This window comes from Mycobacterium sp., assembly GCF_029961025.1.
Taxonomy (GTDB): domain Bacteria; phylum Actinomycetota; class Actinomycetes; order Mycobacteriales; family Mycobacteriaceae; genus Mycobacterium.
On sequence record NZ_JASBVP010000011.1, the window covers coordinates 84,555 to 109,198 of the forward strand.

Below are 24,644 nucleotides of genomic sequence, written 5' to 3' on the forward strand. Positions count from 1 at the left end.
TCCGGGCCAATTAACCTGCTGGACCCCGTCGGTATGTTCGCTTTCCTGGCTTTTCACGCGCATCTCCCTACGACACTCGGCGCACCGGCGAGCCGGCACGCAGATGTCACGACCGTGTCCTTCCCGGGGCCGACCATCCCGCTAAGACTCGACGGCCTGCCGCGAGCATGGCCGGATAATATAAGCGGAATAGTATCCGCTAAATAAGGTGAACGGAAGTCCGACCGTGACGGCCGGTCTCAACCGGCGAGGGCGGTGAATTCCCCTATCAGGGCGCCGTAGGCGATGTGGGCCAGGATGCTTACCACGGGTGTGCCGATGCCGTAGTTGAGCATCAGAAACCCGGGTGGCTCCAGCATGGCCACCGCGGGCGCACTGGTGGTGGGCTTTCCCATGCGGGGATGCACCACCGGCAGCAGGATATTCACGATGGCGGTGGCAGCGAACACGCCGTGCAGCAGGCCCAGCAGCGCCCCGAGCACGGCGTCGCCGTGGTGTACCGCGGCGAACACGGCATAATAGCCCAGCCCGAAGATTTGCCCGTTGACGAAATGAGCCAGATAGCCAATCGCTTTGGCCCGCCCCCGTCGTGCGGTGAACACGGTGCCGAGCAGAAACGGCAGGTCCATCCGTGTCAGCCGGAATTCGGTGGCCGCGCGCTGCACGGTGGTGAGCACCAGCGTGCCCACGAACGCTCCGGCCAGGGTGGCCCCCAAACTCACCGGGCCGCCGTCTCGGCCCGGGCCGCGATGGTGCACGCGGCGTTGATCAACGCCAGGTGGGTCAGCGCCTGCGGCATATTGCCCAGAAACGCGCCACTGCCTGGATCGACTTCCTCGCTGTACAGGCCGACATCGTTGGCCAGCCCGACCAACTCGTCCATTAAGGTGACCGCCTCCTCGATGCGCCCGGTGCGGGCCAGGGCCTCCGCGAGCCAGAACGAACACGGCAAAAACGCCCCCTCGAACCCGTGCAGCCCGTCCTCGCCCTGATAGCGGTGCACGTAGGGGCCGGTTCGCAGCCGTGCGCCGACCGCTTCGACGGTCGCCCGCATCACCGGGTCGGTGCCGTCGCAATACCCCTCGAGCAGCCCCAGCAGCGTGGCGGCGTCGAGCTCATCGCTTCCGGCAGCCCGCGTGTAATACCCCCCGCGGCGCGACACGCACTCGCTGTGCACGAACTGGCGGATCCGCGCCTGGGTGGACCGCCAATGCGTCAGCCGCTTGCGCGGGATCAGGCCCCGCTCGGCCAGCCGCGCCGCGCGGTCCAGCGCCACCCAGCACATCATCTTCGAATGAGTGAAATGCCGCCGTCCGCTGCGTACTTCCCAGATGCCAGCGTCGGGGTGGTGCCAGCTGGCGCAAACGAAATCGGCGACCCGCGCCAGCCGGCGGGCCACATCGGTGTCCAGCTCACCGGCGGCGTCGGCGTATAAGCTGCTGGTGGCCAACAGTTCGCCGTAACTGTCTAGCTGCAGTTGGTCGGCCGCGCCGTTTCCCACGCGGACCGGCCGTGAACCGCGATATCCGCCCAGCGGGAGGGTGCGCTCGCGGGTGCGCACCCCGCCGTCGAGCCGGTACAGCACCCGCAGGCGCGGGTAGGTCAGCTGGCTGGCGTGCATCAGCCACCAGTAGTAGCTGCGCGCCTCGGCGATACAGCCCAGCCGCAAAAAAGCATCCAGGGTAAACACCGAGTCCCGAATCCACGAGTAGCGGTAGTCCCAGTTTCGTTCCCCGCCAACGCATTCTGGTAACGACGAGGTGGCCGCGGCGGCGATCGCCCCGGAAGGCGCGAACACCAGCAACTTGATCGCCAGCGCGCTGCGCAGCACCGCGTCTCGCCAGCGCTCCGGGGCGTCGCGGCGCATGGTCCACTCCCGCCACGCCGCCACGGTGGCAGCCAGGCGAGCGTCGCACTCGGTGCGCGAGGGCAGGATCAGCGGCTCCTGGTCGGCGAACGTCATCACCAGCAGCGCCTCCTTGCCCTCGGACGCGGTGAACCGGCCCGTGACGGTGGCCGTGCCCAACGTCGGTTGGCCGGCGTCGAAGCTGCAAACGCCCACCGCGGCCGAACCGTGGGCGGCGATCGCAACCCCCGCCCGCCAGGCCAGCCTCGGGGACTGGCTGCCGTAACCGAATCGGGGCTGCACCGCCCAGCTCATCGGAACGCTGCCGCTGAGCGCGTCGATGCGGCGCTGCAATTCGCGCAACGGGCACAACACCGCATCGTCGTACACCGTCAGGGCATCGGTCACCCGCACCACCCCGGCGTCGGTGACGAAGGTGGTTTCCAACACGTTGGTGCCCGGCAGGTAGCGCCGGCTCACCCGAAACGGCACTGCCGGTTGCAGCGCAAAGCGACCTCCCTGCCCTGCATCCAGTACGGCGGCGAACACGGTGGACGAATCCAGATTCGGCAGCGCCAGCCAATCCACCGCGCCATCGCGACCCACCAAAGCGGCCGTGCGCCCATCACCGATCACCGCGTAATCACGCAACGCAAGAAAGCCGTCCGTGCGGATCACGGGCTCGGCGGGTTCATCGAGACGAGCTAAATCAACCATGCTCGGGATGCTCGCGGCGCCGCTGGAGCCAGCACATGCTTATGCTACTGCGCTAGTCCGGCCGCATTGGCCGGTCTCGGCATTCCCGGCTACCCCTGCTCCAGCGGACAGCCCGCACGTCGAACGTCATTGTCGGGCGCGGCTTCCGGCCCGGAGTCGCGCAGGGTAGTCTGTAGCCGGCATCGGTGCCGCAGCGCTGCCCGACTGGCAGCAATCGGCTTACGCTTTCGCATCACGGAACGGAGCAGCCGTCATGTCAAGTCTTTCAACGTTCGTCATCGTCGGCGGCGGCCTGGCCGGTGCTAAAGCAGCAGAAGCCTTGCGCAACAACGACTTCGATGGACAAATTGTCCTCATCGGCGAGGAGGAGCAGCTGCCCTATGAGCGGCCCGCGCTATCGAAGGAATTCCTCGCCGGCAAGAAGACGCTCGCCGACATAACCGTGCACGACGCTGATTGGTACCGTGGGCACAATGTCGACCTGCGGCTCGGTGTGCCCGTCACATCCGTGGATCCGTCCGCCCACCTGGTCGGCCTCGCCGACGACACAACCGTCCGCTATGACAAGCTGCTGCTGGCCACCGGCTCCCGGCCCCGGCGTCCACCGATCCGGGGGTCCGATGCCGAACGGGTCCACTACCTGCGGACAATCGGTGACGCGTCGGCACTGGATGCCGCGCTGACCCGGGGCTCTTCGCTCGCGGTGGTGGGGGCCGGCTGGATCGGGCTCGAGGTCGCTGCCAGTGCCCGGCAGCGCGGTGTCACGGTGAGCGTGGTCGAGCAGGCCAAACTGCCGCTTTTGGCCGCGCTCGGCGAAGAAGTCGGCGAGGTGTTCGCTACGCTGCACCGCGAGCACGACGTCGACCTGCGGCTGCAGGCACAGGTCGCCGAGATCAGCACCGCCGGGGGCAAAGCCACCGGTCTTCGACTCACCGACGGATCGCAGATCAGCGCCGACGCCGTGCTGGTGGCCGTGGGCGCACAACCCAACGTCGAACTCGCCGCGCAGGCGGGACTGGCGATCGGCGACGGGGGTGTGCTGGTTGACGCGTCGCTGTGCAGCAGCGACCCCGACATCTACGCGGTCGGCGATATCGCCGCAGCCCAGCACCCCTTGCTACACACCCGGATCCGCACCGAGCACTGGGCCAACGCACTCAAACAGCCCGCGGTGGCGGCGGCCGGGATGCTCGGCAAGCCAGCCGAATACAGCGAACTCCCCTATTTTTTCACCGATCAGTACGATCTCGGCATGGAATACGTCGGCCACGCACCCGACTACCGGCGGGTGGTGTTCCGTGGCGACGTCGCCGCCCGCGAGTTCGTCGCGTTTTGGCTCGACGCCGACGATCGGGTGTTGGCCGGCATGAACGTCAACATCTGGGACGTCATCGATGACGTGAAAAGCCTGATCCGGGCGCACACGCCGGTCAATCCCGACCGGCTGGCCGACCCGAACAGCCCGCTGAATGAGCTGATTGGCTGACGGTCACCGACCGATGCCGGCCTGGATACCCGCGAGGGCAAAGAATTCGTTTCGGCACCGGGCGTCGGTACGCAAGGTGCCGAGCATGGCCGAGGTGAGGGTGGTCGAGCCGGTCGCCTGGATGCCGCGCAACGTCATGCAGGTGTGCTCGGCGCGGATCACCACACCGACAGCACGCGGATGAAGGTGCTCGGTGAGCCAGTCGGCGATCTGTTTGGTCAGCCGCTCCTGCACCTGAGGGCGGCAGGCGAAATGCTCGACGACGCGGGCAAGTTTCGATAACCCGAGGATGCGATCGCCGGGAAGATACCCGACGCAAGCGGTCCCGGTGAACGGCAGCATATGGTGCTCGCAGAGCGAGCGAAGCGGAATGTCGCGTGCCAACACCAGCTCGTCATACCCCTCGTCGTTGGGGAAACTAGTGGCCTCGAACGGTTCGGCGGTGAACAGTTCCGCATAGGCCGATGCCATCCGCCGTGGGGTAGCGCGCAGGTGCTCGCCATCCACCGCCACCCCAAGCGCTCGAAGGAACTCCGCCGCCGCCCGTTCTGCGGCGGCGAGGTTCGGAAGCGGGCGGTCTGCCCGACTCGGGACGGGATAGGGAGTTTCGTGGTTGTTTCTTTGCTCCAGCGTGGTCACGTGTTATCGCTATCCGCGCGGCGCTCCGGACAGCCCCGGGCGGTCATAGGCGGCACCGAGCAATGCCAGCGCCAGCGCTGCGACCAACAGCCCGAAGTCACGCAGTGCGATGTCATAGCAGCACGGGTATGTCAGTAAATTGACGATGATGCCGCCCAGCCATGCGGCGACGACGTAGGCCGCATAGCGCGGCTTGATCGCCACGGCAATACCCGCGACGATCTCGATGACGCCGACGATGTACATCACACCCTGCGCGGTCAGGCCGAGGCCTTTGGCGAGATCGACGATCCACGGAGCCAGGGCTTCCGGCCACCGGGGGTAAAGAACTTGCATGAACTTATCGAGGCCCATCCAGATCGGCAGCACCACAAAACCGATGCGCAAGAGCCAGAACGCCGCGTAGGCGGGATCATGGCGGGCCCGCTGCCAGATGTCGGCGGCGCCGGGTGTTCGGGTGCTGGGCGTGTTGGCGGCGGTCATGGCACCTCCTCGAATACTTCTATTGCTAAATTCTATATGTGTTAGACTGCGACGCACCAGCCCACTTGTCAACGCCAAACGGCATGACGGACAGGCATTACATTGAGGGGGTGAAGATCGGTGCCGGTGCTGACCTTGACGCCGTGGCCCGGCTGAGCAGTCTGGCCGACCCACTGCGGCGCCGACTCTATGAATATGTGGCATCCCGTGACGAACCGGTGGCCCGCGACGACGTGGCGGCGGCGGCCGGCATCAGCCACAAGCTTGCCGCCTACCATCTCGACAAACTGGCCGATGCGGGGATTCTCACCGTCAGTTATGCCCGACCGCCCGGTCGGTCGGGTCCGGGGGCGGGGCGCCCCGCCAAGCGGTATCTGCGCGCCCAGCAGGAGCTGTTGGCCGGCGTGCCGCCGCGCAATTACGGGTTGCTGGCCGAGCTGCTCGCCGACGCAATTGCCGCCGGTGACTCGGACTCGGTGCGCGACGCGGTGGCAGTCGCCGCCCAGCGGGCCGGGCGCGCCACCAGGGCGGGCCGGGGAGTGCTCGCCGCGTTGCGCGGGTGTGGCTATGAGCCCGTCGAAACACCCGACGGCGGTATCGAATTGCGCAACTGTCCGTTCGGCTCGCTGGCGCGTGAGCACACCGAGTTGGTCTGTGGGCTCAACCTGCAGCTCATCCGGGGAATACTCGAGGCCGTCGGTGATCAGCCCGACCGGGCGGCACTGGCGCCTCGTAACGGCCGCTGCTGTGTTGTGGTGCGCGCCCCCGGGCACCCCCGCGCCCCCGGGCGCCCCCGGAAGAAACCGCCGCGCCGCGCCGCCAGGGTGCCGCGGTCGGCTGATTGAGCCTCCCACAGCCGAAATCGCCACTGTGGCGATGGTGACAGCCGCCCGGCGGTACACTCAAACCGACCCGGGGAGACTGTGTCACCGGCGAACTCACGAACGACGGGTCTGGTAGATGAAGAAGTTCTCACTGACGGCTTTGGCTCGCGAGCAGCTGGATCGCGCCGCAACCGAACGCAGCGGGCGCAGCGCGTCCACGGTCTTCGGCGGTCACGAGCAAGTCCTGCGCCAGACCGTCATCGCGTTGCGTGAAGGACACGCACTCACCGACCACGACAACCCGGGTGAGGCGACCCTACAGGTGCTGGCCGGCCGTGTTCGCCTCACCGCCGGTGACAGCGAATGGATCGGTCGAGCGGGAGACCTCCTGGTGATTCCCAACGCCAAACACCGCCTCGATGCTTTCGAGGACTCGGCCGTCCTGCTGACCGTGGCCAAAAGGCCGTAGGCGACGGGTCGGCGCGGGAATCCCGAGACCGCCCGGCGCACGACAGCCACTGAGACACGTGCGAACAGACACGCCCGGCGGCAGCGGTTACCCGGTGAAAGGTTTGCCATGGTTTCAAAGACGGACCCGATGGCCGCGCACGGCCGCGAGATCGCCTACACCCCGGCCCGGGTGCTGATGCAGGACTTCACCGGGGTGCCGTGCGTGGTGGACCTGGTCGCGATGCGTGACGCCATCGGCGAACTCGGTGGTGACACCCGGCGAATGGGATCCCGGGTCGACGTATGTGCGTAAACCACCCTACTTCGACGCCATGAGCCGTCGGCATGAGCCGGTCGCCGACATCGTCGGCGCCCGCGTGCTGGTCAAGCTGGGCGACTCGGTGACCACCGACCACATCAGTCCGGCCGGATCCATCGCAAGCGACTCCCCCGCCGGAAAGTACCTGTTGGAACGCGGTATTGAGCGCAAGGATTTCAATTCCTATGGTTCACGTCGCGGTAACCATGAGGTGATGATCCGCGGCACCTTCGCCAACATCCGGTTGCGCAACCGGCTGGCCCCGGGCACCGAAGGCGGGTGGACACGCGATTTCACCGAGCCGAAGGGCCCGATCGCGACGATCTACGACGCGGCGGTGCACTACGCCCACGCCGGCACGCCGCTGGTGATTCTCGCCGGTAAAGAATACGGCTCCGGGTCCTCGCGCGACTGGGCCGCCAAAGGCACTGCCCTGCTGGGGGTGCGCGCGGTGATCGCCGAATCCTATGAGCGCATCCACCGCTCGAACCTGATCGGCATGGGGGTGTTGCCGCTGCAATTCCCCGAGGGACAAAACGCGGACGCCCTCGGGCTCACCGGGGAGGAGATCTTCCACATCACCGGTGTCAGCGCGCTCAACGGCTCGGTGCCGCACACCGTGCACGTGCATGCCGGCGACGTGGAATTCGACGCGGTGGTGCGTATCGATACCCCCGGCGAAGCCGACTACTATCGCCACGGCGGAATCATGCCCTACGTGCTGCGCAAAGTGCTCGAAGGGCGCTAAGGTGCCGCGTCACTTCCCGGCATCGCTTCCCAACCGCAGGCGCTGTGCGGTAGAATTTTTCTAATAACCATTGTGCAAACACTTGGTGCAAAAACACTTGGTACAAAACATGATGGCCAGAGACCATTCACCACGAATGGGCTGATGACACTGCATGTTCTTGACGACGTTCCCGCCAGTGCGCCGGTGACCGAGAGGAGCCGATCAGCCACAGGTGTGTAAACGATGCCTGACAACCCCTATCGGCCCGTATTGGCCTCTATATCGGCAAGGAAGGAGCCGTACTCATGGCCGATGCCCTGAAAGCCCTCACCGCCGCCGGCGTTTCCGTCTGGCTGGACGATCTGAGCCGAGAGCGGCTGTTCTCCGGCAGCCTTGCCGCGTTGGTCCGCCGCCAACACGTGAGCGGGGTGACGACAAACCCCGCGATTTTCGCCAAGGCGATCTCCCATGGGATCGCCTATCGGGAGCAGATCCGTGATTTGGCGGTGCGCGGTGTTGACGTCGGCGAGGCACTGCGCGCGCTGACCACCTTCGACGTGCGCTGGGCGTGTGACGTGTTGCGGCCGGTGTATGACGCCACCGGCGGCGTCGACGGACGGGTATCGATCGAGGTGGACCCGCGCCTGGCGCACGATACCGACGCGACGATCGCGGAAGCCCAGGCGCTGTGGTGGATGGTGGACCGCCCGAACCTGTTCATCAAGATTCCAGCCGCGCGCCAGGGGCTGCCGGCGATCACGGCCTGTCTGGCCGAAGGGATCAGCGTCAACGTCACGCTCATCTTCTCCCTCGCTCGCTACCAGCAGGTGATGACGGCATTCCTCGATGGCATGGAACAAGCCCGGAACGAGGGTCAAGATTTACGTGAAATCTGTTCTGTCGCTTCGTTTTTCGTATCTCGAGTGGATACCGAGGTCGATAACCGGCTAGCCGAGATCGGCACCGGGGAGGCCGCCGCGCTGCGCGGCAAGGCCGCCATCGCCAATGCGCGGTTAGCATACCAGCACTACCAGCAGATGATCACCACCGACCGCTGGCGGGCGCTGCAGGCTCTCGGTGCGCGCCCGCAGCGGCCGCTGTGGGCCTCCACATCCACCAAAAATCCTGCCTACCCCGATACCCGCTACGTGGTCGAGCTGGTCGCCCCCGGTGTCGTGACCACCATGCCGGAGTCAACACTGCGTGCGGTCGCTGATCACGCCGTGATCCCCGCCGACTCGATACGCGAGCACTACGCGGAAGCCCGGGAGGTACTCGAGCGGCTCGCCGCCGTCGGAGTCGACTACGACGACGTGGTCACCCGTCTCGAAGAGGACGGTGTTGCCAAATTCGACGATGCCTACACTCAGCTGGCCGACCAACTGGCGCGCGCCTTGCACAAAACCCGCGATCCGGCCGCTGCCCGATGACTATCCCCCGCGACCGCAATCCATGCGCCGGCCACCGGCTTCCGGTCGATTCGATTTCGGTCAGCGCGGCCCGACCGGCCAACACAGAACACCGATAAGCAAACACCGAACACAGATGAAAAACACAGATGAGGAGAAATCTCATGGCCGAGGGGATGTATCACCCCACCACCCCGGAGGTTCATCAACGCCGCAAGGAACTCGCCCCACACACCCACGACGCGTTCGAGGCGTTCAGCCGCACGGTGTTCGCCGAGGGTGCCCTACCGGAGAAAACCAAACAACTCATCGCCGTCGCCGTCGCTCACACTACCCAATGCCCCTACTGCATTCGGGGCCACACCCGCCTCGCCCGCCGGAAAGGTAACAGCGACCAAGAGATCATGGAGGCCATCTGGGTCGCCTCCGAGATGCGGGCCGGCGCCGCCTACGCTCACGCCACGCTGGCCTTAGAAGAACTCGCCAGATGCGAAGCCAGCGAAAGGAGTTGATGGGTGTCCGACCACGCTCTAGCTGCCATTCTGGAACATGAACATCGCGAAATCGATGGCGGGATAGAGGCTTTCATCCAAAGTCTCGACTGTGACACCGTCCAGCCGGAACACCTGACTGCAGCACTTGAGGCGTTGCGTCGTCACATCTACCTCGAAGAGGTCTTCCTGTTTCCGCCGATCCGCGAGGCCGGCATGGTCATGCCGATCTTGGTGATGCTGCGTGAGCACGGCGAAATGTGGCAGAGCATGGACATTCTCGACGATCTGCTCGCTGACGGGGCCGACGGTGACCAGCTGCGGGATGCCTGCCGTCGGCTGCTGGAGCAGCTTTATCAGCACAACTCGAAAGAAGAGCCCGTCATCTATCCCCACGCCGATACCGCCGTACCGGCGGCTACGCGCGCGGAATTAGCCCGCTTCCTCGAAACCGGCCGCGTCCCCGACGGCTGGGTGTGCCAGCAGGCGGGCTGACGCGCCCTGACACCGTTCGCGACGCTCAGTCGAGCCTGGCGTCGACGCTGACTTGCGCACCCGCGAACAACCGCGACACCGGACACAACGCGGCGGCCTGATCCACCGCGGCGGCGAACCCCTCGTCGTCGAGACCCGCCACCTGGGCTCTGACGGTCAGCCGGGACGTCGTGATCGTCGGGAGGCCGTCGACCTCGTCGAGGGTCACCGTGGAGGTCACCGTCATCCGCTGCGGCGGCGTGTTGTTCTCACCTAATTTCAGCGCCAACGCCATTGCGAAGCACGACGAATGCGCCGCCGCCAACAGTTCCTCCGGACTGGTCTTTCCGCCGGGATCTTCGGTCCGGGCGGCCCAGGTCACCTCCAGGCCATCCAGCGCACCACTGCTCCCCTCCGACAGCTTTCCCAGGCCCGAGGCCAGGGTGCCCTCCCAGGTGACCTTCATGGTCCGCTCCGCGATGCTCATCACCGTCTCCTCAACCGATCTTCGGGCGCGCCGACCGGCGCCGCTCCACTATAACGTTTCTACAATGTCGTTTGTATAAAAATCTAGGCTGCGCAGGATCCGCGGCCCGGAAAAGCGGGTCGGAAAAGCAAGGCGCCGACCGGCAGGGTTCAACTCCAGGTGCCATGCGACCGGCAACGCTGTTGGTAATCACGACAGCCTGTGACGCAGTGACTTTCATCATTAGGCGGCCAATACAGCTGGCTCGATAGCCGTCGGGGATGCTTTCGCGTCGCCGGCGCTACGAATCGCCTTCTGCCACGGCATCATCTGGGGCGATTGGCTCACTGCCAGCCGGCCACTCCACAACGTCGGAGAGCCTGCGTCGCGATGTCGGCGATCTCCGGCGGCTCGGTCACCGGCCCGGCCACCTTCCATTGGCCCTCACCCCGGTGCAGTGTGCCCGACGGGCCGGCGCCCCCATGCGCGGGCGGGAACCTGGCGACCGTTGGCCGGCGAGGCAATTACGATCATGGACATGGACACGGCGGGCAGCCCGGATGGCCGCTGGGGGCCGTGCACGCGGGCCGCCGGCGACGGCATGGCGGCGCCCACCGACCGGGGAGCGGCCCGGTGAAGGTGAAGGAGATCATGACCACCCCGGTTGTGACCGTCCCCGCGGAGGCACCCCCGCCGGTAGTGGCCGCGGTCTTGCGGGAGCACCGGATCAGCGGAGTGCCGGTGGTCGACACCTCCGGCGCAGTGGTCGGGCTGCTCAGCGAGTACGACCTGCTTGCCCGCCGGGGCGCCACCGCCGCCGAGATGATGTCCTCGACGGTGATCAGCGTCACCGAGGACACCGACGTCGACGATGTGCGGCACCTGCTCGTCGAACGGCGGATCCATCGGGTTCCGGTGCTGGCCGGCACCCGCCTGGTCGGCATCGTCAGCCGCGGCGACGTGGTGGCTTTGCTGGTCCCCGAGTGGGTCTGCCAGGTGTGCGGGGAGGCGGTGCGCGGTCCGCACCCGCCGCAGTCCTGCCCCAAATGCGGTGCCGGGGCCGAGCGGTTCGCGCTCCACGAGCCCTCTCCCGGTAGCTAGTCACACGGGGTCGAACAGTAGGAGACATGCGCATGGTGGAGACCTCACCGACAGCGAGCCCACCGGTCACGGCCGGTGGGCGGCCGCTGACCGAGGACCCGGCGGTGCTGCGGGGCTACTACCGGCAGATGATGCTGATCCGCGTCTTCGAGCAACGCGCCGCGGAGATGTACACCAAAGCCAAGATCGGCGGCTACTGCCACCTCAACCTCGGTGAGGAAGCCACCGTGGTCGGGCTGATGGCGGCGCTGCGGCCGACCGATTACCTGTTCGCCACCTATCGCGACCACGGCTATGCGCTGGCTCGCGGTGCCGACCCGGCCCGCGTCATGGCCGAGCTCTTCGGGCGCGCCACCGGTCTGTCCGGCGGGCGGGGAGGTTCCATGCACCTGTTCGACCCGGAGCACCGGCTGTTGGGCGGTTACGCGATCGTCGGCGGTCAGATCCCGCCGGCCACCGGGGCCGCGCTGGCGCTGGCCTACCGCACCGACCCCGGCCCGGCTTGTGACGCCGTGATGTGCGTGCTCGGCGACGGCGCGACCAATATCGGCGCCTTCCACGAGTGCCTCAACCTCGCCGCCGTGTGGCGGCTGCCGATCGTGTACGTCATCGTCAACAACGGCCTGGGCATGGGCACGCCGGTTGAGGCCGCCTCCGGTGAACCCGAGCTGTTCAAGCGCGGCTGCTCCTACCGCATTCCCGGGCAGCGGGTGGACGGCAACGACGTGCTGGCCGTGCGGGACGCCGCCCGCCACGCGCTGGACCGCGCCCGCGGCGAGCACCAGCCGATGCTGCTGGAAACCGTCTGCGAACGCCTCCGCGGGCACTCGGTGGTCGACCCGGACCGCTACCGCAGCGAGGACGAAAAACAACGGCTGCGGGCCGCCGACCCGGTGCCGGCGTTGCGGGCGCGGCTCATCGACGCCGGCGTGCTCGATGCCGACAGCGCGGCGGGTATCGACGCCGAGATCGAGCGGACCGTCGCCGAGGCCGTCGACGCCGCCGACCGCGCCCCGGCCCCCCCGGTGGAATCGCTGTTCGACGACCTGTACGCCACCCCGGTGGCCAACACCTACCGGGGCCGGCCGGGCGACCCGGTGGTGTCGGCATGACGGTGATCAGCTACCGGCAGGCGCTGCACGACACGCTGCGCGCGGAGCTGCTGCGCGACGAGAACGTGCTGCTCATCGGCGAGGAAATCGGGGTGTTCGAGGGCTCCTACAAGATCACCGCCGGGCTGCTGGCCGAGTTCGGCCCGCGCCGGGTGCGCGACACCCCCATCTGTGAGGAGGGCTTCGTCGGCGCGGCGATCGGCGCGGCCATGCTGGGCCTGCGCCCGGTTGTGGAGATCATGACGATCAACTTCAGCCTGCTGGCCATCGACCAGATCGTCAACCACGCCGCCAAGATGCACGCGATGTTCGCCGGGCAAACGCGGGTGCCGCTGGTGATCCGCACCCCCGGCGGCGGTGGCCAGCAACTGGCCGCCACGCACTCGCAGAACCTCGAGGTCTGGTACGCCCACGTGCCAGGATTAAAGGTGGTGGCGCCGGCCACCCCGGCCGACGCCAAGGGGCTGCTCACCGCGGCCATCCGCGACGACGACCCGGTGCTGGTGGTGGAGAACCTCGCGTTGTACAACACCACCGGCGAGGTGCCCGAGGGCGAGCACGTCGTCGATATCGGCACCGCCGCGGTGATGAAACCCGGCACCGACATCACCGTCGTCGCCTATTCCCGCGCCGCCGTCGTCGCCCTGGGTGTGGCCGAGCGGCTCCGGGCCGAGGGCATCTCGGTGGAGGTGATCGACCTGCGCAGCCTGCGCCCGCTGGACCGGGACACCGTCTGCGCCTCGGTGCGCAAAACCAGCCGGGCCGTGGTGCTCGAAGACGATTGGCTGTCCTACGGTGTGGGTGCCGAGGTCGCCGCCACCATCGCCGAGGGTGCCTTCGACTACCTGGACGCCCCGATCCGGCGGGTGGCGGCGGCCGAAGTACCGCTGCCCTATGCCAAACCGCTGGAATTGGCCGCGCTGCCCGACGCCGCCGCGCTGACCCGCGTCATCCGCGAAACCCTTGACGCCAGCGGGTTTTCCACACCGGAGGTGACCCATGCCTGAGGTGCTGATGCCCCGGTTGTCGGACACCATGCAAGAGGGGGTCATCGGCAGCTGGCTCAAGCACGAGGGCGATCCGGTGCACAAGGGCGACGTGCTGGCCGAGATCGAAACCGACAAGGCCACCATGGAGCTGGAGGCCTACGACGAGGGAATCCTCACCCGGATCCTGGTGGCGGAGGGCACCACCGTGCCGATCGGCACCCCGATCGCGGTGATCGACTCGGCCCCGAGCGCACCCGGGGCCGCCGTCGCAACCCCGCCGACCCCCACCGCACCGGGTGCACCCGCCGCACCGGCCCCGCCCGCGCCGGTTGCGCCTCCCCCCGGCCCCGCGCCCGCCGACACCGCGGTGCGTGCGACCCCGCTGGTGCGCCGGCTGGCCCGCGAGCACGGGATCGACCTGGCCACCCTCACCGGAAGCGGCCCCGGGGGGCGGATCATCCGGGCCGATATCGACAAAGCGATCGCGGCGTCCGCCGCTGCGCCGGCGCCCGGGCGGGCACCGTCGCCGGTGACACCCGCCCCGGTGGGCGCGGACACCGAGGAGATCCCGCTGACCCGGGTGCGCCGGATCACCGCGCAGCGCCTCGCCGAAAGCGCCCGGCAGGCACCGCATTTCTACCTCACCCGGGTGGTGCACGCCGACGCGCTGCTGGCCTTGCGTTCCCAGGTCAACACCGAGCTGGCGGCCGCCGGCATCAAGGTCAGCGTCACCGATCTGCTGGTCAAAGCGTGCGCGCAGGCGCTTAGCACGCATCCCGAGGTCAACTCCTCCTGGGATGAGACCCGACTGCTGCGGCATCGCCGCATCCACATCGGCGTGGCCGTCGCCGTGGCGGACGGGCTGGTGGTGCCCGTCTTACACGACGCCGACCGCAAGACGCTCTCCCAGCTCAGCCGGGAGGCTCACACCCTGGCGGAACGCGCCCGCAACGGCCGGCTGTCGCTCGAGGAGATCAGCGGCGCGACCTTCACCATCAGCAATCTCGGCATGTACGGCGTTGACCAGTTCACCGCCGTCATCAATCCGCCGCAGGCAGCCATCCTCGCGGTGGGCGCGGCAACCCAGAGCCCGATCGTCCGCGACGGCCGGCTGACCGTGGGCACCACCATGGCCCTCACCCTGGCCATCGACCATCGCGTCCTCGATGGCGCCGCCGGCGCGCAGTTTCTCGCCGACCTGGCCACGCTGCTGCAGCACCCCACCCGCATGCTGCTGTGAGCGGCCGTCACTGCTGCACCCGCAGCACCTCGTCGAGCGGCCGCCGCGACGTCGCCGGTGGCGGCACTTCGGTGGCGGGGGCCACGCCCACGCGGATGAAAACCTGGGGCATGATCTCGCCCCCCAGGCACTCCGCGACCATCTCCCGGGTGACCTGGAGTTCGGTGATGTGGGTGACCGGGCAGGTGGCCAAGCCGGCCATCGTGCATTCCAGCAGCACGCCGGAGAGGGCCTCGCCGGTTGCCAATGCGGCGGCGCGACTGTCATCGCGGGTGGAGAGCAGCAGGATCGTCGAGTTGTCCTCGGCGATTTCGGTGCGCCGCTCGGGGTTGTGCGTGACCGGGAACGCCCGGGCGACGTCGACCCGCCTACTCTCGGCCGCCGACACCAGCGTACTGTAGGGAATGCCCTCCGATGCCTCGAACGGCGTTGTCCACCAGGCTAGTTCGTCATGATAGGCGGAGTCGTAGCGGCGCAGCGAATCGGCGAGGCGGGAGGCGTCCGCCAGGCATGACCGCATCTCCTCGGGCAGCACGTCGAGCCGAACGGTATCGCCGTCAACGGCGTTGCGCAGCGCCGGCTCCACGGACTCCCAGTCGGTGGGCGCCATGAACGGCAACCGGTCGGTGCGGCGGGTCGCAATCGCGTCGGCGCGGCGGCGGTCAGCGGCGGTCACCGCCCGCGCCGGGCTGAAACGAATCGACGCCAGATGATTGGGATCCCCGGGATCGGGGAACCGCTCGACCTCAGCCTGCCAGCCGGCCGCGGCCATCGCCACCCGAAGGTGGTCTAGCGCCGCGCCGCAGCCGATCACCGCCTCCCGGCCCGACCGGTCGGAGGTCATCACCCGGCTGGGGTCTAAAAACAGGTGCACGACGGCTCTCGCCAGGACCCACTGCCACGGCTGGGCGTTGTAGTGCGACGGCGCTCGGCAAGCTAACCGCACCGCGTCCTTGATGACGTCAATGGGCGGGGTCGTAGCAGCCATCCGGACCTCCGATTCTCGCCTGCCGTAAGTCTCCCCCGGAAACCGCCGACGCCGGCAGGGCACTTGGTCCTCGGTGTACTGCCATTGGACCCTGTGCGGCTGAGGGCCCGGCCACGCCTCAGCGGCGCTCGATTATCGCACCGGCGATGTCGTGTAACACCTCGGGGTGTCTCAAAAACGGGGTGATGATATCCACCGGCAGCGGAAACACCACGGTCGAGTTCTGGTCGGCGCCCAGCTCCAGAAGGGTTTGCAAATAGCGCAGTTGCAGTGACGCCGGGTTTTTCGACAACGTCTCGGCGGCTTCGCGCAGCTCCTCGGAGGCCTGCAGTTCCCCGCGGGCGTTGATGACTTTAGCCCGGCGTTCCCGCTCAGCCTCGGCTTCGCGGGCCATCGCCCGCTGCATCGACTCGGGGATCTCGACGTCTTTGATCTCGACAACCCGCACTTGCACACCCCAGGGCTCGGTCTGCTTTTCGATGACCGCCCGCAGGTCGGTGTTGAGGTCTTCTCGATGCGCCAGCAGGGTGTCCAGATCGGCGCGACCGAGTAGCGACCGCAACGTCGTCTGGGCTATCTGTGAGGTAGCGACCGCGTAATTCTCCACCGCGAGAATCGCTTTCAGCGGATCCACCACCTGAAACATCACCACGGCGTTCACCCGTGCCGGCACGTTGTCGCGGGTGATCACCTCCTGCGGCGGGATGGTCAGCGTGACGAGCCGTTGGTCAACGCGGATCATTTTGTCCACCAATGGAATCAGGAACCGCAGGCCGGGCCGGTACAGCGGCCTGATGTGACCCATCCGAAACACCACGCCACGCTCGTACTCGCGCAGCACCACCAGCGAGACGAACGACAACGCGGCCACCACCGCCACCACCACGGCGGCCACGCCGATCACCACGGCGCTCACCGGCGATCTTTCGGTTCCGCCCACCCGCCGCCCCAGCGAGTGGAGTACCGGTCGATCGCAGCGGCGGCCTGATCCTCCAGGCCGCAGCGATGCGGCAGATGCTCGGGCGCGTTCGACGGCGTGTTCCACAGGTGACGCGCCAGCGGCAGCCCTGCGATCACCACCACCACGACGGTGACGAGCAGCAACAGCGTGTCGGTGGCCGCGTGGTGGCCGATCAGCATCCCCAGCGGCATGAGCACACCCAGCCCCGCCACCGAGCAGGCGATGCCGCGGTGGAACCGGCCGGCGTCCGAATGCGGCCACGGATCGATCTCACGGGTGATCTCCCGCCCGTGATCCGATGTGGTGCAGGCGGGCTTCACCGGGCAACTGTTGCACACCACCGGCGACGCCCGATACCGCAGCACCCGGTGGATCGGATCGAACGATGTCGGCCACAGCCAGTGGTCTTGCGGGCACACCCACGCGTCATGATCCGGTCGATAGCTGAAACCTCCGGTGCGCCACCGCGCGGCGCGCCGCGATACCCGCCGCGCCATCTCGTCGAAACCCCACCCCAGCGCGACCAGGACCAGTGCGTACCCGCTGACCAGCCACACCGACACCTCGGGTGCGCTCATCGCTCACTCCTTGGCCGGGGTCGTCGGGCCGGCCGGCGCCCCGGCCTCGATGTAGAGCGGATGCTCGGGCAACTCCTGGGCGGTGGATCCCGAGCGGAAATTCCGCAGGGCCGTCCATGCGATCCACATGAACGGCACCACCCCGCCGACAATGAAGATCACGTCGCCGGGTAAGCGCATCCACTCCAGCAGCGCGTTCCCCGGCCGGGTGATGTAGCCCAGGGAGCGCGCCTCGAAGTAGCCGTCGTTGACCGAGTGATACAGCTGCAGCACCCCCAGTGGCAGCAGGGTGGCGAACACCATCCAGGCCAAACCGATGTTCAACGACCAGAAACACAGTCGTGCCCACTTCTCCGGCCACTTGTCGGGCGGGATCACATAGCGGAACGCGAACATCGCCAGCCCCACGGCGAGCATGCCGTAAACCCCCATCATCGCCGCGTGCCCGTGGTTCGCCGTCAGCGCGGTGCCGATCTGGTAGTACGACACCACCGGCAAGTTGATCAGGAACCCGAAGATGCCGGCACCCAGAAAATTCCAGAACCCGACCGCGACCAGGAACATCACCGCCCAGCGGTGCGGGAACGGCCTGGCGTCACCGGCCTGCTGACGCGAGCCCAGCTGCAGAAACGCCCACGCCTCCACCGTCAGGAACGTCAACGGAATCACCTCGGCGGCCGAGAAGAACGCCCCCAGCGCCATGTGCTCCACCGGGGTGCCGGAGAAGTACAGGTGATGCATGGTGCCGATCACCCCGCCGGCCGAGTACAAGATGATGTCCAGGTAGATCACCCCCAGGGCGACCCGTTCGCGCACCACCCCCAGCAGCACGAAGATGTAGGCCACCATCACCGTGGTGAACAGCTCCAAGAAGTCCTCCACCCACAGGTGCACCACCCAGAACCGCCAGAAATCGGCGGCCGTGTAGTGGGTGGCGCTGCCGGCCAAAAGCCCGATCGTGTAGAACGTCGGGATCGCCAACCCGGCGAAGAAAAACATCCACGGCAGGTTCGTCTTCGATTCCCCGCGCAAGCGGGCCCGCATTCCCCGCCAGATGATCGCGATCCACAAAAACATCCCGATGATCAGCAAGATCTGCCATAGCCGCGGCAGATCCAGATACTCCCACTGCTGGGAGAACAACGTTCCCGCCGGAATCACCCCGTAGATCGACAGCGCCTCGCTGATCAGCGAGCCGAACACCACCACCGCGACCGCGCCCAGCAACCCGTAGGCCAGCCAGGACTGCCGCCGCGGCTCACGACGCGCGATGAAGGGCACCAGAAAGATGCCGCCGGCCAGATACGACGCCGCGGTCCAAAACAGCGTCAGCTGCACATGCCAGGTGCGCGCCAGGTTGAACGGCAACAGCCGGGCCAGGTCCAGCCCGAAGAAACTGCTCAAGTCCGCCCGGTAGTGCTCGGCGGCCGCGCCCAGTAGGGTCTGCGCGAAAAACAGCACCGACACGATCGCGAAGAACCACACCGTGGCCCGCTGCGCCGGGGTCAGGCTCACCTCTCCGGGCTCGCGAAACGACAGCGTGGTCGCCTCGGCGCTGTGCCAGCCCACCTGCTGGCTCCAGCGGCCGTAAACGGCGAGCATCACACCGATGCCGCCCAGCAGCGCGACCAGCGACAGCGCCGACCAGACGATCAGCTGCGCGGTCGGGCCGTTGTCCACCCGCTGCTCGGGCGGCCAGTTGTTGGTGTAGCTGTAGTCATGGCCGGGCCGCAGCGCCGCCGACGCCCAGGCCGTCCACGCGAAAAATGCCGTCAAGTCATGGATTTGCGCCTTATCGGTGATCGCTCCCGGCAGCAGCCCGTATTTGCTGGAGTCCTCACCGAAGTACGCCGCGTAGTGGTGTTGAATGTCGTCGAACGCCCGGGCCTGCTTGTCGGTGAACACCAGCGTTTTGGTTCCCGGGTGGTAGCGGTTGGTGCGAAATTCACTGACCACCAGGTCACGGGGGTCGGCCACGCCTTCCGCGCGCCATTGATTGGCCACATCGTCGGTGGCCAGGCGCAGATACTCCGCGGTGTAGTCGGGCCCGAGGTAGGCGCCGTGCCCGAGCACCGACCCGTACTCCATCAGGCCGTGGGCCTGGTAGATCTGCTGCCCGCGGGTGATCTGCGCTCCGGTGAACAGCAGTCGGCCGGACTCGCTGACCACCTTGTCGGGCAACGGCATCGAGGCACTGTAGGTGCGGTAGACCAGGACACCCAACACCAGGAAACCGAAGATCAGCACCAGGGCCACCGCCTGGATCCAGCCCTTGCCGATCAATGGCGCAGAGGTCACCGCCCGGGGGTGCTGCGTCGCCGCCGCCTGATGCTCCATCTGGTGTCCCTTCGCCGACGTGGGGCCCAGTGCCCCGCTACTATTCCCGGCTATTTAACGTAAACCAGTCCCCGCTATTTAACTCGTGCCAACCCCTCGACACGTGGAATTCCACGGGCGCGGTATCGGCCGCCGGCCGCAGCGGCATAGCGTGGACACCGTCGCAACGCTGTCGCAGACCCGTGAGCCGAGGAACCGCACACAGATGAGCAACGCACATACCCGCAGGTCGGTGGTCGTCGGGATCGACGGCTCACAAGCGGCTCTGGCCGCAGCAGCGTGGGCCGTCGATGAAGCCGTAAGCCGGGGCGTCCCGCTGCGGCTGATCCATGTGCTCCCCGACCGGGCCGAATCGGATACGGTTTCGGCTGCGCAGGGCAAGCACCTGGAACTCGAATACGGGGAAGCAGCGCTGCGCAGTGCGGCTGCCGCGGTGGCGGCGCTGGGGCACCCCGTCACGGTTGAGACCGTGCTTGAGCGCGGCAGTCCGGTGGCCGTGCTCGTCGCCGAATCCCGCCACGCCGACATGGTGTGCGTCGGCTCGGTGGGCATCGGGCGGTTCGCCCGCGGTCCGCTGGGTTCCACCGCCGCCGCGCTGGCGGAGTCGGCCCGGTGTCCGGTCGCCATCATCCGCGAAAACCGGCAGCAAGACTCGGATGGCGGCTGGATCGTGGTCTCGGTCCCGGCCCTCTCCGACCAGGGTTCCCCCGACGTCGACGACGTCATCGCCCACGCGATGGAGGAAGCCCAGCGGCGTCATGCGCCGGTGCTGGCCATCGGCGCGCCGCCGGGTGACGGGGCGCCCGACGAGCTGAACAGCCGGGTGCAGGCCTGGAGCCGGCGCTATCCGGGGGTGCACGTTTACCCCGTTGGTGCTCGCACCGGGATCACCGAGTTCCTGGCCGGCAACGAAGAGCGAATCCAGCTTGCCGTGATCGGCAGTTCCGAGGCGGATCGGGTCGCCGAGCTAATCGGCCAGGCCATCCTCGGACGCCCGGAGTGCTCGGTGCTCGTCGTCCGTTCCTGACCGGACGACCCAGTCGACCACGTCCGCCAGCGGGCGCCGCGGAGTCGCCGGCAACGGGGCGGCGTTGACGGGCGCCCAACCCACACGCAGCAGCATTTGGGGGAACCCGCTCGTCCCGAAGACCTCGGCCCGCACGGCCTCGCGTGTGTCCGGGATCTGCAGGGGTTCGGTGACCGGGCAAGTCGCCAAGCCGAGCGCGGTCGCGCTCAGCAGCACCAGGCTGGTGGCCTCGCCGGCGCGCAGCCGCGCCAGCGCGGTGTCGTCTTTGGTGCCCAGCGCCAACACCACCGCATTGTCGTCGGCGGGGTCGGTACCCGATGGCTGTGCCAGCGTGGGACCGGCGAACAGCCGCGGCGGTAGCGGCGCGGCCGGGTCGGGTGCCGGCGTGTTGCGGGCCGGCACCCCCGCCAGGGACGCGTACCGCCCACTCCAGGCGGTCAGCTCCGTCAGATAGTCGTAATCCCTCGCGTGCTGCCAAACAGCCTGCGCCACAATGCTTTGCAACCGTGGCAATGATTCGATTTGGCGTAGCATCACACCGGCGCGCGCCGCGCGCGCCCCCATCAGGGCGATGTAGTTGGCGGGCACGGGCCAGGAGCTGTAACGGCGCCGGTCGGTGCGTCGCCGCGGGATCGCTGCCGCCAGCGTGATGTCCAGCTCATTGGCGGGATGGCGGTAGACCTCCACGGCGGCAAGGTATTCCGGCTCATCGGGATTGGGTAGCCGATGGATCTTGGCCTGCCAGCCCAGCGCCGCCAACGCGACCACGCAATGGTGCAGGGCGATACCGCAACTCAGCATCAGATCCCGGCAGTCGGGATCGGTGCGAGGTAACCGCCGGCCCGGATCGGCGTAGAGGTGCAGGCTTGCTTGGTCCACCCGCCACCGCCATGGCTGGGTGTTATGCACCGAAGGTGCCCGGATCGCCAGCGATAAGGCCTCCGTGACCGTTTCCCGGTCCGGAAACGGGGCGCTCATTAGCGTGACCGCTTTCTGTAGTCCGACAAACACTCTTGAACTCACTCTTGATCCAGGATCCTGCGGCCGCTGCGCGACCCCTAGAGCAGAAAGACCTCACTTGATGAGGACTTCTTGACTCCCGCGGGCCATCATTGGCCATCGTTGGATAGACCGTGGGATGGGGCCCAATGGCCGCCCGGGCAGTGACGAACGCCCCTGATCCGGCGCCTTTGGCTGCGATACGCTCGGGAAGTTGCAACCGAATTACCCCGCCAACGCAATCGATCTAAGCAAAACGGGATAAACAACAACGGGATAAAAACGCGAGAACACGGGAGCAAAGATGCCGTCGGAAAACGCGGATGTGGGCATCGTCGTCGGAGTCGACGACTCGCCGGCGGCCAAGGTGGCGGTGTATTGGGCGGCACGCGACGCCGAATTGCGACATCGTCCGCTGACGCTGGTGCACGCGGTTTCTGCGAACTTGGCGGCCTGGCTGGATGTCCCGTTGCCCCCCGGATTGGCGCAGTGGCAGCAAGACCATGGGCGCCGCTTGCTCGACGACGCGGTCAAGGTTGTTGCCGAGGCTTGCCGGTCAGGAGGACCGGCCGGCGTTCGTACCGAACTGTTGTCGTCCCCCGCCGTACCCGCATTGCTCGACCTGTCCAAAGACGCCGAGATGGTGGTGACGGGATGTCGCGGCAGCACCAGATGGCCGGGCCGGCTGTTGGGTTCGGTCAGCTCCGCGCTGATCCGCCACGCGGCCTGCCCGGTCGGGATCATCCACGATGAGGATCCGTTGATGGCCTACCCCGCTCAAGCGCCGGTATTGGTCGGAATTGACGGCTCGTCGGCATCCGAGCTGGCCACCGCGATCGCGTTCGATGAGGCCTCGCGCCGGAACGTGGGGCTGATCGCCCTGCACGCATGGAGCGACACCGATGTCACCGAATGGCCTGGCATCGACTGGCCGGCAACACAGCCGATGGCCGAAGAGGTGCTCGCGGAGCGCCTGGCCGGTTGGCGGGAACGCTACCCGGATGTCCCGGTGCGCCGGGTCGTGGTGCGCGATCAGCCGGCCCGCCAGCTCGTCGACCGTTCCGAGGAAGCCCAGCTGGTCGTGGTCGGCAGCCGCGGCCGGGGCGGCTTCGCCGGGATGCTGGTGGGTTCGGTCAGCGAAACGGTGGCCCAGTTCGCGCGGATGCCGGTGATCGTGGCACGTGACTCGCACACCTAGGCCGTCGCTAGGCGGGCGCGCAATCCGGCTGGGGAAACTCCGTTTAGGGCGGGTTTAGGGCAGGTTTAGGGCAACGGCGCCGACCATCGCACCACGGTGCCTCCGGTTGGCGGACTCTCGATCGTGAAGCTGCCGCCCACCTGTTGGGCGCGCTGCAACAGGTTGGCCAAGCCGCTGCCGGTGATGTTCTCCGGAATCCCCCGGCCATCGTCGGCCACTTCGATGGTCAACTCGTCATCGACTTTGACGGTGACGGTGAGCGTGGTCGCATGGGAGTGTCGCACGGCGTTGCTCACCGCTTCGCGCACCACGGCTTCGGCGTGATCGGCCAAAGTGGCGTCGACCACCGAGAGCGGCCCGACGAACTGCGTCGTGATGCGCAGCGCCCCGTCCGAGAATTGGGCGATGGCCTCATCGAGCCGCTGGCGCAGCCGGGTCATCCCCGAAACCGGTCCGTGCAGGTCGAAGATCGTCGTCCGGATTTCCTGGATGACGGCTTGCAAGTCGTCGACGTACTCCGACAGCCGTTGCCGCACTTCGGGTGAGCGCGCCCGCGGGATGGTTCCCTGCAGCCCCAGACCGACGGCGAACAACCGTTGGATGACGTGATCATGCAGGTCTCGGGCGATCCGATCGCGGTCGGCGAGCACATCACGTTCGCGCGCCAGGCGCTGGGTGGTGGCCAGCTGCCAGGCCAACGCCGCCCGGTCGGCGAAATCGGCCATCATCTCCTCGTCGTCGGGGCCGAATGGCTTTGCGCCGCAGTGGCGCAGCGCACCCAACACACCGGCGACCCGGTCTCGGGCGCGAAGAGGCACCACCAGGGCGGGACACGGCCACGGTTCCCCGGCGCCGATCTCCAGGGTGTCGACCCGCCGCGGTGTGCGGTCCCGGAAAGCCTGCCCCACCGGCGTTGCGCCGACCGGTATCGACCCGATCTGGGTCAGCGCACCCGGCTCGCCGGCCGTTTCAACCACTACCAGTTCATCGACGTCGGCGGGCGCCGCCTCGTCATCGGCCGGCACCGCGACGAAGGTTGCTTGAGCGCCAGACAGTTTCAGCGCGGCGTCGGCGATGAGGCGGAACACGGCCGCCGGGTCGGTGCCGGACAGCAGCCGGGTTGCGATATCACGGGTCGCCTCGATCCAGGATTGCTGGGCCCGGGATTGCTCGTAGAGGCGCGCATTGTCGATCGCGATCCCGGCGGCGGCGGCCAGGGCCTCGACGAGCACCTCGTCGTCTCGGCTGAACGGCTGCCCGCCGGCCGCCTTCGTCAAATACAGGTTGCCGAACACCGTGTCCCGGATCCGCACCGGAACGCCGAGGAAAGCCCGCATCGGCGGGTGGTGCGGCGGAAACCCCACCGCCGCCGGGTGCGCCGTGATGTCGTCCAACCGGATGGGTTTAGCGTCATCGATCAGCAGCCCGAGCACCCCGCGGCCTTCGGGCAGCTGGCCGATGAGCTGGCGAGTCTTCTCGTCAATCCCCTCGTAGACGAACTCGACCAGCTTGTGCCCGTCCTCCTCCCGCACCCCCAGCGCGCCGTACTGGGCGTCGACGAGCTTCATGGCGTTGCGCACGACGGCGCGCAGCGTGGCACCCAGCTCCAGGCCCGAGGCGATCACCAGCATGGCCTCGATAAACCCGTCGAGCCGATCGCGCTCCTCGATGAGCTGCTCGATTCGGTCTTGAACTTCGATCAGCAGCTCGCGCAGCCGCAGCTGCGACAGCGTCTCCCGCATGGCGTGCGCCTCACCGCCGGGATCAGCCACGCTCGCCA

24 protein-coding genes and 1 pseudogene are annotated in these 24,644 nt (G+C 67.5%); 14 read left to right on the top strand and 11 right to left on the bottom strand.

The window, feature by feature from the left end; translation table 11 throughout:
• Positions 1-239: 239 nt before the first annotated feature.
• Both QJR12_RS13210 and QJR12_RS13215 read right to left on the bottom strand, forming a co-directional pair.
• Complete coding sequence (locus QJR12_RS13210) at positions 240-722, bottom strand: hypothetical protein (RefSeq protein WP_300582984.1); 483 nt, start codon at positions 720-722, stop codon at positions 240-242.
• Positions 719-2,563, bottom strand: coding sequence for a glycoside hydrolase family 15 protein (locus QJR12_RS13215; protein ID WP_300582986.1), 1,845 nt, complete (start codon positions 2,561-2,563; stop codon positions 719-721). The genes QJR12_RS13210 and QJR12_RS13215 overlap by 4 nt, the downstream gene beginning before the upstream one ends.
• Before the next feature lie 253 nt (positions 2,564-2,816).
• On the opposite strand from QJR12_RS13215, the gene QJR12_RS13220 reads away from it, so the two are divergent.
• A complete protein-coding gene (locus QJR12_RS13220; protein WP_300582989.1) occupies positions 2,817-4,049 on the top strand; it encodes an FAD-dependent oxidoreductase in 1,233 nt (410 codons plus the stop codon).
• A gap of 3 nt (positions 4,050-4,052) precedes the next feature.
• On the opposite strand, the gene folE is transcribed toward QJR12_RS13220, so the two are convergent.
• Both folE and QJR12_RS13230 read right to left on the bottom strand, forming a co-directional pair.
• On the bottom strand, positions 4,053-4,688 hold the full coding sequence (gene folE, locus QJR12_RS13225) for a GTP cyclohydrolase I FolE (RefSeq protein WP_300582992.1): 636 nt from the start codon (positions 4,686-4,688) through the stop codon (positions 4,053-4,055).
• Positions 4,689-4,697: 9 nt separating this feature from the next.
• Entirely contained in the window at positions 4,698-5,171 is a 474-nt protein-coding gene (locus tag QJR12_RS13230; protein WP_300582995.1) for a hypothetical protein, read from the bottom strand.
• Between the two features lie 83 nt (positions 5,172-5,254).
• On the opposite strand from QJR12_RS13230, the gene QJR12_RS13235 reads away from it, so the two are divergent.
• From QJR12_RS13235 to QJR12_RS13265, 7 genes and pseudogenes are all read left to right on the top strand, one after another.
• Positions 5,255-6,016: a helix-turn-helix domain-containing protein gene (locus tag QJR12_RS13235; protein ID WP_300582998.1), complete on the top strand. Its 762-nt coding sequence runs from the start codon at positions 5,255-5,257 to the stop codon at positions 6,014-6,016.
• A 115-nt stretch (positions 6,017-6,131) separates the two neighbouring features.
• A complete protein-coding gene (locus QJR12_RS13240; protein WP_300583001.1) occupies positions 6,132-6,464 on the top strand; it encodes a cupin domain-containing protein in 333 nt (110 codons plus the stop codon).
• Positions 6,465-6,572: 108 nt separating this feature from the next.
• Complete coding sequence (locus tag QJR12_RS17765) at positions 6,573-6,758, top strand: aconitase family protein (protein WP_366526313.1); 186 nt, start codon at positions 6,573-6,575, stop codon at positions 6,756-6,758.
• Positions 6,727-7,512: pseudogene (acnA, locus tag QJR12_RS13250) on the top strand (aconitate hydratase); the annotation flags it as partial. The gene QJR12_RS17765 and the pseudogene acnA, both read left to right, overlap by 32 nt.
• A gap of 287 nt (positions 7,513-7,799) precedes the next feature.
• Entirely contained in the window at positions 7,800-8,924 is a 1,125-nt protein-coding gene (gene tal / locus QJR12_RS13255; protein ID WP_300583004.1) for a transaldolase, read from the top strand.
• 143 nt (positions 8,925-9,067) lie between these two features.
• Positions 9,068-9,415 carry a carboxymuconolactone decarboxylase family protein gene (locus QJR12_RS13260; protein WP_300583007.1) on the top strand — a complete coding sequence of 116 codons (348 nt, stop codon included), beginning with the start codon at positions 9,068-9,070 and terminating at the stop codon, positions 9,413-9,415.
• Positions 9,416-9,418: 3 nt separating this feature from the next.
• Complete coding sequence (locus tag QJR12_RS13265; RefSeq protein ID WP_300583010.1) at positions 9,419-9,889, top strand: hemerythrin domain-containing protein; 471 nt, start codon at positions 9,419-9,421, stop codon at positions 9,887-9,889.
• Positions 9,890-9,914: 25 nt separating this feature from the next.
• Here QJR12_RS13265 and QJR12_RS13270 read toward each other — a convergent pair whose 3' ends face one another.
• Positions 9,915-10,355, bottom strand: coding sequence for an OsmC family peroxiredoxin (locus QJR12_RS13270; RefSeq protein ID WP_300583013.1), 441 nt, complete (start codon positions 10,353-10,355; stop codon positions 9,915-9,917).
• A gap of 630 nt (positions 10,356-10,985) precedes the next feature.
• Between QJR12_RS13270 and QJR12_RS13275 the strand changes: the two genes are divergently transcribed.
• From QJR12_RS13275 to QJR12_RS13290, 4 genes are read left to right on the top strand one after another with little or no spacing between them, the layout of a single operon-like run.
• Positions 10,986-11,435, top strand: coding sequence for a CBS domain-containing protein (locus tag QJR12_RS13275; RefSeq protein ID WP_300583016.1), 450 nt, complete (start codon positions 10,986-10,988; stop codon positions 11,433-11,435).
• A gap of 32 nt (positions 11,436-11,467) precedes the next feature.
• Positions 11,468-12,547, top strand: coding sequence for a pyruvate dehydrogenase (acetyl-transferring) E1 component subunit alpha (pdhA, locus tag QJR12_RS13280; RefSeq protein WP_300583018.1), 1,080 nt, complete (start codon positions 11,468-11,470; stop codon positions 12,545-12,547).
• Complete coding sequence (locus QJR12_RS13285; protein ID WP_300583020.1) at positions 12,544-13,554, top strand: alpha-ketoacid dehydrogenase subunit beta; 1,011 nt, start codon at positions 12,544-12,546, stop codon at positions 13,552-13,554. Before pdhA ends, QJR12_RS13285 begins: the two co-directional genes overlap by 4 nt.
• The gene (locus tag QJR12_RS13290; RefSeq protein ID WP_300583023.1) at positions 13,547-14,776 is read left to right on the top strand and encodes a dihydrolipoamide acetyltransferase family protein; all 1,230 of its coding nucleotides are present in this window, start codon (positions 13,547-13,549) and stop codon (positions 14,774-14,776) included. Before QJR12_RS13285 ends, QJR12_RS13290 begins: the two co-directional genes overlap by 8 nt.
• 7 nt (positions 14,777-14,783) lie before the next feature.
• Here QJR12_RS13290 and QJR12_RS13295 read toward each other — a convergent pair whose 3' ends face one another.
• The 4 genes from QJR12_RS13295 to QJR12_RS13310 all read right to left on the bottom strand — a co-directional run bounded on the left by QJR12_RS13295 (position 14,784) and on the right by QJR12_RS13310 (position 19,640).
• A complete protein-coding gene (locus QJR12_RS13295; RefSeq protein ID WP_300583025.1) occupies positions 14,784-15,764 on the bottom strand; it encodes an NAD(P)H nitroreductase in 981 nt (326 codons plus the stop codon).
• Positions 15,765-15,882: 118 nt separating this feature from the next.
• A complete protein-coding gene (locus QJR12_RS13300) occupies positions 15,883-16,680 on the bottom strand; it encodes a slipin family protein (RefSeq protein WP_300583028.1) in 798 nt (265 codons plus the stop codon).
• The gene (locus QJR12_RS13305) at positions 16,677-17,303 is read right to left on the bottom strand and encodes a hypothetical protein (protein ID WP_300583031.1); all 627 of its coding nucleotides are present in this window, start codon (positions 17,301-17,303) and stop codon (positions 16,677-16,679) included. Before QJR12_RS13305 ends, QJR12_RS13300 begins: the two co-directional genes overlap by 4 nt.
• Positions 17,304-17,306: 3 nt before the next feature.
• A complete protein-coding gene (locus tag QJR12_RS13310; RefSeq protein WP_300583033.1) occupies positions 17,307-19,640 on the bottom strand; it encodes a cbb3-type cytochrome c oxidase subunit I in 2,334 nt (777 codons plus the stop codon).
• Positions 19,641-19,845: 205 nt separating this feature from the next.
• Here QJR12_RS13310 and QJR12_RS13315 point away from each other — a divergent pair, with 205 nt between their 5' ends.
• Positions 19,846-20,667, top strand: a complete 822-nt coding sequence (locus QJR12_RS13315) for a universal stress protein (protein ID WP_300583036.1) — start codon at positions 19,846-19,848, stop codon at positions 20,665-20,667.
• Here QJR12_RS13315 and QJR12_RS13320 read toward each other — a convergent pair.
• The gene (locus QJR12_RS13320; protein ID WP_300583039.1) at positions 20,608-21,645 is read right to left on the bottom strand and encodes an NAD(P)H nitroreductase; all 1,038 of its coding nucleotides are present in this window, start codon (positions 21,643-21,645) and stop codon (positions 20,608-20,610) included. The genes QJR12_RS13315 and QJR12_RS13320 overlap by 60 nt on opposite strands.
• A gap of 325 nt (positions 21,646-21,970) precedes the next feature.
• On the opposite strand from QJR12_RS13320, the gene QJR12_RS13325 reads away from it, so the two are divergent.
• The gene (locus tag QJR12_RS13325) at positions 21,971-22,864 is read left to right on the top strand and encodes a universal stress protein (protein ID WP_300583042.1); all 894 of its coding nucleotides are present in this window, start codon (positions 21,971-21,973) and stop codon (positions 22,862-22,864) included.
• 65 nt (positions 22,865-22,929) lie between these two features.
• Here the strand turns inward: QJR12_RS13325 and QJR12_RS13330 are convergent, their stop codons facing one another.
• Positions 22,930-24,606, bottom strand: coding sequence for a GAF domain-containing sensor histidine kinase (locus QJR12_RS13330; protein WP_300583443.1), 1,677 nt, complete (start codon positions 24,604-24,606; stop codon positions 22,930-22,932).
• Between the last annotated feature and the right edge of the window lie 38 nt (positions 24,607-24,644).

What these genes read in the sequence shown, in the direction of transcription:
- QJR12_RS13295 (WP_300583025.1), bottom strand. Translation starts at nt 15,764, where the DNA reads ATGGCTGCTACGACCCCGCCCATTGACGTCATCAAGGACGCGGTGCGG.
- pdhA (WP_300583018.1), top strand. Translation starts at nt 11,468, where the DNA reads ATGGTGGAGACCTCACCGACAGCGAGCCCACCGGTCACGGCCGGTGGG.
- QJR12_RS13275 (WP_300583016.1), top strand. Translation starts at nt 10,986, where the DNA reads ATGACCACCCCGGTTGTGACCGTCCCCGCGGAGGCACCCCCGCCGGTA.
- QJR12_RS13330 (WP_300583443.1), bottom strand. Translation starts at nt 24,606, where the DNA reads ATGCGGGAGACGCTGTCGCAGCTGCGGCTGCGCGAGCTGCTGATCGAA.
- QJR12_RS13285 (WP_300583020.1), top strand. Translation starts at nt 12,544, where the DNA reads ATGACGGTGATCAGCTACCGGCAGGCGCTGCACGACACGCTGCGCGCG.
- QJR12_RS13220 (WP_300582989.1), top strand. Translation starts at nt 2,817, where the DNA reads ATGTCAAGTCTTTCAACGTTCGTCATCGTCGGCGGCGGCCTGGCCGGT.
- QJR12_RS13310 (WP_300583033.1), bottom strand. Translation starts at nt 19,640, where the DNA reads ATGGAGCATCAGGCGGCGGCGACGCAGCACCCCCGGGCGGTGACCTCT.
- QJR12_RS13325 (WP_300583042.1), top strand. Translation starts at nt 21,971, where the DNA reads ATGCCGTCGGAAAACGCGGATGTGGGCATCGTCGTCGGAGTCGACGAC.
- QJR12_RS13290 (WP_300583023.1), top strand. Translation starts at nt 13,547, where the DNA reads ATGCCTGAGGTGCTGATGCCCCGGTTGTCGGACACCATGCAAGAGGGG.
- QJR12_RS13240 (WP_300583001.1), top strand. Translation starts at nt 6,132, where the DNA reads ATGAAGAAGTTCTCACTGACGGCTTTGGCTCGCGAGCAGCTGGATCGC.
- tal (WP_300583004.1), top strand. Translation starts at nt 7,800, where the DNA reads ATGGCCGATGCCCTGAAAGCCCTCACCGCCGCCGGCGTTTCCGTCTGG.
- QJR12_RS17765 (WP_366526313.1), top strand. Translation starts at nt 6,573, where the DNA reads ATGGTTTCAAAGACGGACCCGATGGCCGCGCACGGCCGCGAGATCGCC.
- QJR12_RS13320 (WP_300583039.1), bottom strand. Translation starts at nt 21,645, where the DNA reads ATGAGCGCCCCGTTTCCGGACCGGGAAACGGTCACGGAGGCCTTATCG.
- QJR12_RS13230 (WP_300582995.1), bottom strand. Translation starts at nt 5,171, where the DNA reads ATGACCGCCGCCAACACGCCCAGCACCCGAACACCCGGCGCCGCCGAC.
- QJR12_RS13270 (WP_300583013.1), bottom strand. Translation starts at nt 10,355, where the DNA reads ATGAGCATCGCGGAGCGGACCATGAAGGTCACCTGGGAGGGCACCCTG.
- QJR12_RS13235 (WP_300582998.1), top strand. Translation starts at nt 5,255, where the DNA reads ATGACGGACAGGCATTACATTGAGGGGGTGAAGATCGGTGCCGGTGCT.
- QJR12_RS13215 (WP_300582986.1), bottom strand. Translation starts at nt 2,563, where the DNA reads ATGGTTGATTTAGCTCGTCTCGATGAACCCGCCGAGCCCGTGATCCGC.
- QJR12_RS13260 (WP_300583007.1), top strand. Translation starts at nt 9,068, where the DNA reads ATGGCCGAGGGGATGTATCACCCCACCACCCCGGAGGTTCATCAACGC.
- QJR12_RS13315 (WP_300583036.1), top strand. Translation starts at nt 19,846, where the DNA reads ATGAGCAACGCACATACCCGCAGGTCGGTGGTCGTCGGGATCGACGGC.
- QJR12_RS13305 (WP_300583031.1), bottom strand. Translation starts at nt 17,303, where the DNA reads ATGAGCGCACCCGAGGTGTCGGTGTGGCTGGTCAGCGGGTACGCACTG.